Origin of the sequence: Paraburkholderia ferrariae NBRC 106233, from assembly GCF_000685035.1 — a bacterium.
GTDB classification, from domain to species: Bacteria; Pseudomonadota; Gammaproteobacteria; order Burkholderiales; family Burkholderiaceae; genus Paraburkholderia; species Paraburkholderia ferrariae.
Window position 1 is genome coordinate 103120 of sequence record NZ_BAYB01000025.1, and the last position, 6517, is coordinate 109636.

5 protein-coding genes are annotated in these 6517 nt (G+C 64.2%); 4 read left to right on the forward strand and 1 reads right to left on the reverse strand.

The features are described 5' to 3' along the window. Entirely contained in the window at nt 1–531 is a 531-nt protein-coding gene (locus tag BFE01S_RS25115; RefSeq protein WP_028227878.1) for a cupin domain-containing protein, read from the forward strand. A gap of 8 nt (nt 532–539) precedes the next feature. Here BFE01S_RS25115 and BFE01S_RS25120 read toward each other — a convergent pair whose 3' ends face one another. Beyond that, on the reverse strand, nt 540–1496 hold the full coding sequence (locus BFE01S_RS25120; protein WP_028227879.1) for a CPBP family intramembrane glutamic endopeptidase: 957 nt from the start codon (nt 1494–1496) through the stop codon (nt 540–542). 680 nt (nt 1497–2176) lie between these two features. Between BFE01S_RS25120 and BFE01S_RS25125 the strand changes: the two genes are divergently transcribed. The 3 genes from BFE01S_RS25125 to BFE01S_RS40095 form a co-directional block, all read left to right on the forward strand. Further along, complete coding sequence (locus tag BFE01S_RS25125) at nt 2177–3490, forward strand: UDP-N-acetylglucosamine 1-carboxyvinyltransferase (RefSeq protein WP_028227880.1); 1314 nt, start codon at nt 2177–2179, stop codon at nt 3488–3490. A gap of 92 nt (nt 3491–3582) precedes the next feature. Continuing rightward, complete coding sequence (locus BFE01S_RS25130; RefSeq protein ID WP_028227881.1) at nt 3583–4326, forward strand: ABC transporter ATP-binding protein; 744 nt, start codon at nt 3583–3585, stop codon at nt 4324–4326. Further along, on the forward strand, nt 4323–6517 hold a 2195-nt coding region (locus tag BFE01S_RS40095), incomplete at its 3' end, for a CPBP family intramembrane glutamic endopeptidase (protein WP_052420977.1). The genes BFE01S_RS25130 and BFE01S_RS40095, both read left to right, overlap by 4 nt.

Here is a 6517-nt window from a genome sequence, read left to right on the forward strand (position 1 = left end):
ATGGAACGCCCGGCATTCATCCGCCACTGGACCGAACTCGAAAACCCGGAGCCGTCGCACTATACCGGCGACACCGAATTGATGGCACTGGGTGCGCCGCTTGCGCGCGCCCTGGGCCTCACCCGCATCGGCATTCATCACGAACGGCTGGCGCCCGGGCGCCGCACCTCGTATCCGCATGCGGAAAGCGCGGAAGAGGAATTCGTATACGTGCTCGAAGGCACGCCGGATGCCTGGATCGACGGGCACCTGCACCGGCTGCGCCCCGGCGACGCGGTGGCGTTTCCGGCCGGCACCGGCATTTGCCACAGCTTTCTGAACAATACGACCGGAGAAGTGCGGCTGCTCGTGATCGGCGAAACGCCCAAGAGCGAGAACCGCATTCGCTATCCCATGAACGAAGCCCACGAAGCGACGCGCAAGGATCGCTGGACCGACTGGCCGAAGCGGCCACTCGGCCCGCACGACGGCATGGCGCGCGCGGTGCCCGACGTGCCCGATGTGCCGTCCGGCGAAGCGAAGGCCGACTAGCGTTCAGTTCAGTTCGCCTCGACGCGAGCGAACGCGCTGCCGCCGCGCCGCCACCAGAGCAACATCAGCAGCGCGATTACCGCGGTCATGAGCAACGCGAAAACACTCCCCTCCGGCCCGGTATTGCCGCCGCTCAACCAGATGTTGCCGACCGGATGCGCGGAGAGAAGCGCGCCCTCGATCTGCAGGCCGCTGTTGCGCACGCCATAGACGAAGGACTGTGCCCAGTCCCAGCCGAAGTGGCAGCCGATTGCCCACCAGAGCGACCCCGTGTACCAGATGCTCAGGCAAGCGATCAGACCGAAGGCCGCTGCCTGAAGCAGCCCGATCACCGTCTCGCCATGGTTGATGCCGTGGATGGCGCCGAAGATGGCCGAAGTCAGCAGCGTGGCCCACCAGAAGCCGATGCGTCGCGCAAGCGCGTACAGAAAATAGCCGCGCAGCATCATCTCTTCGAAGAAACCCACGGCAAGAAACGCGATGGCCCACAGCACGCCGTACTTCACCGCTTCGGCCATCGGGATCCCGCCCGCTTGCAACTGGACGTAGCCCAGCGACCACAGCACGCCGACCAGCACGGAAATGCCGACCACGCCGGTGACGACGCCGCCCGCAAACCGCGCCCCACGGGCACGGCCCTGCAGCCCGTATGAGAGCGGCGAGCGGCGCTCGATCAACGCCACTGCGGTGGTCGCTACCGCAATGGCCGTGAGTTGCACGGCCTCCGCCACGAGCAGGAACGAAGGCGGAATCGTCTTCATCCCGGACACGTTGACGTGAAGTACGCCCTTCAGGACGAACCCCGCCCCCGCGAACAGCGCGACGAAGATCAGCCAGAACAGTGCGATGCGCCACCCTGCGCGAATGCCCTGCGGCCCCACGAAGATACGCTTGATCCCTTTGGCGGGCCGCGACGACGCAGCGGGTTCGGTGCGGGAGACGGACTGTAGATTGGGCGATTTCATGTACGGGTTGGCTCCTTGTGGTTTTGCTTATGGGATGCGTCGTGCGGTGCGAAATCGGCTGAACCGGCTGAATCGATTAACGGACATTAGATTCGTTAGCCGGGAAACCTCAGCCAGAAATGCCACGACCAGGCGCTGCGCATGAAACGCGGGCCGGAGTTGATGCGGGGATCGGATCGTGGGGCTGGCCGGAACAGGCGGCCTGGGAACTATGCAGCCGGATCAGGATTCTCGTGGAAAGCGGCAGAAGCGAAATGAGAACGCGCAGCAAGGGAAACCATTTCGACTTGCGCCGGTCTGCGTCGGCTACAGGCTGACGCAAGACGGCCGGCACCCAGAAGACGAGGCGGTCCATCGAGGCGAGTGCCGATCTACGCGGTTCTCGTGTCGTGCTTCGCTGCATCGTTCCACCTTGTATGGGTTGGCGCAGGGGCTTTGAGAGGTCCAGGATCACTGGGTAGCCGATTATAGACTTCATTGAACCCTTTACGATATGGCGCAAAAATGCGCCATGCGAATGGAATGGCGAAAAGATTTAAAAGCTTTTTTCCAGAAAGCCAGTTGAAATAAATGCGCGCGGCGAATACGCGAACGAATCTTTCGAACGCTCAGCGCGAAACCCACCGGCAATGGCATGATATCGGCCTCACGTCCTCGTTTCGCCACCACTTCCGAACACCATGTCTAATCTGATCGTCCACGGCGGCCTCCCGCTACGCGGCGAAATCACGCCGTCCGCCAACAAGAACGCCGTTCTGCCCATTCTCTGCGCCACACTGCTCACCGATCAGCCGGTGCGTCTGATCGGCGTGCCGGAGATTACCGACGTCAAGAAAATCCTCGAAATCTTCCGCATGCTGGGCAGCGATGTCGCGGTGGATTTCACGACCGGCGTTCTCGACCTGCATCACCACGCCACCGCGTTCGATCCCGCCGTGCACAAGCTGCCCGTGGAAATGCGCTCGTCCATCATGCTGGTGCCGCCGCTGCTCGCGCGCTTCGGGGTGGCGCGGCTGGAAAACGACGTGAAGGGCTGCACGCTCGGCGTGCGCGAAATCGATCCGCACGTCGAGGTGTTCGAGCGCTTCGGCGCGCGCGTCACGCGCACCGACGACTCGCTCATCGTGCGCAACGACGGCGGCAAGGACGGCCGCATGGCCGCGAACGATCACTGGCTCGACTACGCGTCGGTCACAACCACCGAGAACTTCGCGCTGTGCGCCGCCGCGGCGCCCGGCACCTCGACGCTCGTCAACGCCGCATCCGAACCGCACGTGCAGGAGTTCTGCCGCTTTCTCGCCCTGCTCGGCGTTCGCATCGAAGGCATCGGCACGTCGCGGCTCGCCGTGACCGGCGGAGAAAAGCTCGGTGGCGCCGAGTTCCGCTTCAGCGAAGATTTTCATGAGATCGCGACCTTCCTCGCGCTCGGGGCCGTCACGGGCGGCGACATCGTGGTGCGAAATTCCGCGCCGGAGCAGTTCCCGCTGATCGACCGGACCTTCGCGAAGTTCGGCGTAAACGTCGTGCATCGCGACGGCTGGTCGCGTGCGGTGAGCGACGGTCCGCTGCGGGTGCGCCGCCCCTTCACGCAAAACATTCTCACCAAGGTGGAAGCGGCGCCCTGGCCTTATTTGCCGGTCGATCTGCTGCCCATCTTCGTGGCGCTCGGCGTGAAGGCCGAAGGCAGTGCAATGTTCTGGAACAAGGTCTACGACGGCGCGATGGGCTGGACGAGCGAACTGTCGAAGTTCGGCGCGCACGTGTTCCTTTCCGATCCGCACCGGCTCGTCACGTTCGGCGGCCTGCCGCTCGCGCCGGCGCGCGTGGAAAGCCCGTACATCATCCGTGTGGCGATTGCGCTGCTGATGGTGGCCGCCAGCATCGAGGGGCGCTCCGAGATCATGAATGCCGTGCCGATCCGCCGCGCGCATCCGCGTTTCGTCGAGAATCTGCGCTCGGTGGGCGCGCAGGTGGAATGGACCAGCAGCGAATAACCCGAAAATCGCTTCCATTTAAAAACCGTTTCAATTGGGTTAAGCTGCGCGGCGCGGGACCTCCTTCAATAACAAAAGAACATCTTTCGGCAATGATCGAATTTACGGGGTTATCCAGGCGGTATGGCGAAGTCGAGGCGCTCCACCCGCTCGATCTTCGCGTCGCGCGCGGCGAACTGTTCGGCTTTCTCGGCCCCAACGGCGCAGGCAAGACCACCACGATCCTCATGATGATCGGGCAGCTCGTGCCCACGAGCGGCACGGTGCGCATCGACGGGCTCGATTGCCGGGGCGACGACGTCGAAGTGAAACGGCGCATCGGCTATCTGCCCGACAACCCCATCTTCTACGATTACCTGCGGGGCCATGAAATCCTCCAGTTCGTCGCCGAAATGCACGGCCTTTCGCGCGCGCGAGCCAAATCCCGCACCGAGCAGTTGCTCGCCGAATTCGGCCTCGACCAGGCTCGCGACGAATTTGCCGTGAATTATTCGATGGGCATGAAAAAGAAGCTCGGGCTCGCGTGCGCGCTGATCCACGAACCCCGCGTGCTGATTCTCGACGAACCGATCAACGGCCTCGACCCGCGGGCGGCGCGCGACGTCAACGACCGGCTCGTCGAATGCGCCGCACGCGGCATGACCATCTTCATGTCCACCCATCTTCTGGATATTGCCGAGCGCCTGTGCAGCCGCGTGGCAATCGTCCATCACGGCAAGCTGGCCGCCACGGGCACACTCGACGAAATCCGCGCGGCCACCGCGCTCGGCGGTTCGCTCGAAGAGGTCTTCCTGAGCATTACGACCGACATCCCGCAGGGCGAGGCTTCGCGATGACGCCTTACCGCGAACAGATTCGCGCGACGCGCCTGCTGGCCGGCCTGCGGCTGCGCCGGCTGCGGAACCTGTACGCCCAGGCCTTCCGCGGCCGCGGACAAGCCCTCGCAGGCAAGGTCCGCCAACCGCAGAACACGCTCGCGCGGGCCACGTTCGCGTCGATCGCAGTCCTATTCCTCCTCGCGATTTCGCTTTTCTCCCTCGGCAACTGCATCCGTCACTTCGTGCTTGCCTTGTACTGCCATACCCACGGCGAATGCGAGGGGATTGCGCCCCCTCTCGCGCACGAGGTCGTCGCCCGTATGCAGGCGAGCGTGTTCGGCGACGACATGCTGCGCGGCCTCGCCATGCTGACCGCCGTGCTCTCGTTGATCAGCGTGCTCTACCCCGTCACCCTTTCGATGCGTTCCGGGCCCGGGTGGGACTTCGAGTGGATTTCGACGCTGCCCATGTCGCGGGCCACGCTGCTGGGCTCGCGCATTGTCGAGCGCGGCATCGTCAATCCTGTCGCATGGGCGGCCCTCGCCACGCCCGCAGCGATTGTTGCATGGCATGCCGGCGCCGGCTGGTTGACGCTGGTCGGCGCGATTGCCGTGGTGCTGCCTTTGCTGCTAACGGTGTCTTCGATCTGGACCGTGCTCGACATGGGGCTGCATATCGTCCTCGCACCGAATGCTGTGCGCAATCTCCAGGCAGTCCTGAGCATCGTGCTCGCGCCGGCGTTCTTCTTCGTGTTTTATCTGAATACGCCCGTCGGCGAGCACTATTCGCTCGTCTTTGCCGATTACACACCGGACTGGGTTATCTGGACGCCGCCCGGGGTAGCGATCCAGATTCTCTGCGCCCCCGCTGCGGCAAATGCATGCGGTCTCTATGCGCTGTTGCTGCTGGAAACCTTGCTGATCGTCTTGCTGAGCGTCGTGTTCCTGCGCTTTCAGCTACGTAACGGGCTCGTCGCGCACGGTGCCCGGGAAAGCGGCCGCGTGACGCGCGGCACCCGCACAACACCCGCGCGCGGCGGCAACGGCTTGCAGCTTTCCCCGGTTGTCTGGCGCGAGCTGACCTTGCTGTTGCGCGACCGGCGCCTGCTCGTGCAGTTCTTCGGCGTTCCGCTCGTCGCAATAGGCGGGCAGTTCTTCTTCAACGGCCAGCTTGCGGGCATCCTGGCGCAGAAGCCCGCGGCGCTCGCTTCGGTGGCGTTCGGGGTGGGGGCGTACGTTCTGGCTCAGTCCGCACTGCAAGCCTTGACGACGGAGCAGGGTTCGCTCTGGCTGCTCTATACCTTCCCGCACCCCATCATGCGTATCCTGCGGGAAAAAGTGCGCTTCTATTTCGTGCTTTCCCTGTGCTATCCGGTGCTGCTGTGTGCCGTGTGCCTCGCGCTTTCCCGCGTAGCGCCGTGGCGATTTACCGGTGGCTTTGCTCTCGCCACGCTCGGTCTTGCCATCTACTCGGTGATGGGAGTGTCGATCGGCGTGCTGGCGGGCGTGCGCAGTACGTGGTCGAGAAGCCTCTACACCTACCAGTTCCTGCTGCTCGCGGGCATCTATACCTACGCCCTGTTCACCGACGACTGGCGGGTGGAAACGCCGATCGTCCTGCTCTGCGGCGCACTCGCTTTCGCGCTTTGGCAAAAGGCAGGAGACCGGTTGCCGTATCTGCTGGACCCCACGGCGGCACCGCCATCGGGCGTCGCATTGTCGGACGGCCTGATTGCGGCCACGCTTTTCTTCGTATTGCAGATCATTGCCGGCGCGTGGCTCCGGCACGAGATGCACGGCGACGCGCTCTCCCGCGTCACGCTGGCATACGTCTGCGCCGGCGCCCTCACCTACGCCCTCGCGCAAGGCACGTTCCGGGCGCTGCAAACGCGCGCCGTACCCCGCATACTCGGCCCCGACGTCACGCGCTCGCTTCTCGTGGGCGCCGGGGTTGGCCTGCTTTGCGCGGGTGTGGGGCTCATCTACCTGTGGTTCGCCAACCATTATGATTTCGCGCCGCACAGCGCCTCGGCACATCCTTTGCCGCTGCAAGCGCGCGTTCTTGTCGGCCTGCTGATGGTGTGCGCCGCGCCGGTATTCGAGGAGTTCATATTCCGCGGCCTGATCTTCGGCGGGTTGCGCCGGTCGCTGAACCTGCCGTTCTCGGCGCTGGGCAGCGCCGCACTGTTCGCCGTGGTTCATCCGCCCTT

Bases quoted from the DNA above. Each gene is read 5' to 3' on its own strand.
- BFE01S_RS25115 (WP_028227878.1), top strand. From the start codon at position 1: ATGGAACGCCCGGCATTCATCCGCCACTGGACCGAACTCGAAAACCCG.
- BFE01S_RS25130 (WP_028227881.1), top strand. From the start codon at position 3,583: ATGATCGAATTTACGGGGTTATCCAGGCGGTATGGCGAAGTCGAGGCG.
- BFE01S_RS25120 (WP_028227879.1), bottom strand. From the start codon at position 1,496: ATGAAATCGCCCAATCTACAGTCCGTCTCCCGCACCGAACCCGCTGCG.
- BFE01S_RS25125 (WP_028227880.1), top strand. From the start codon at position 2,177: ATGTCTAATCTGATCGTCCACGGCGGCCTCCCGCTACGCGGCGAAATC.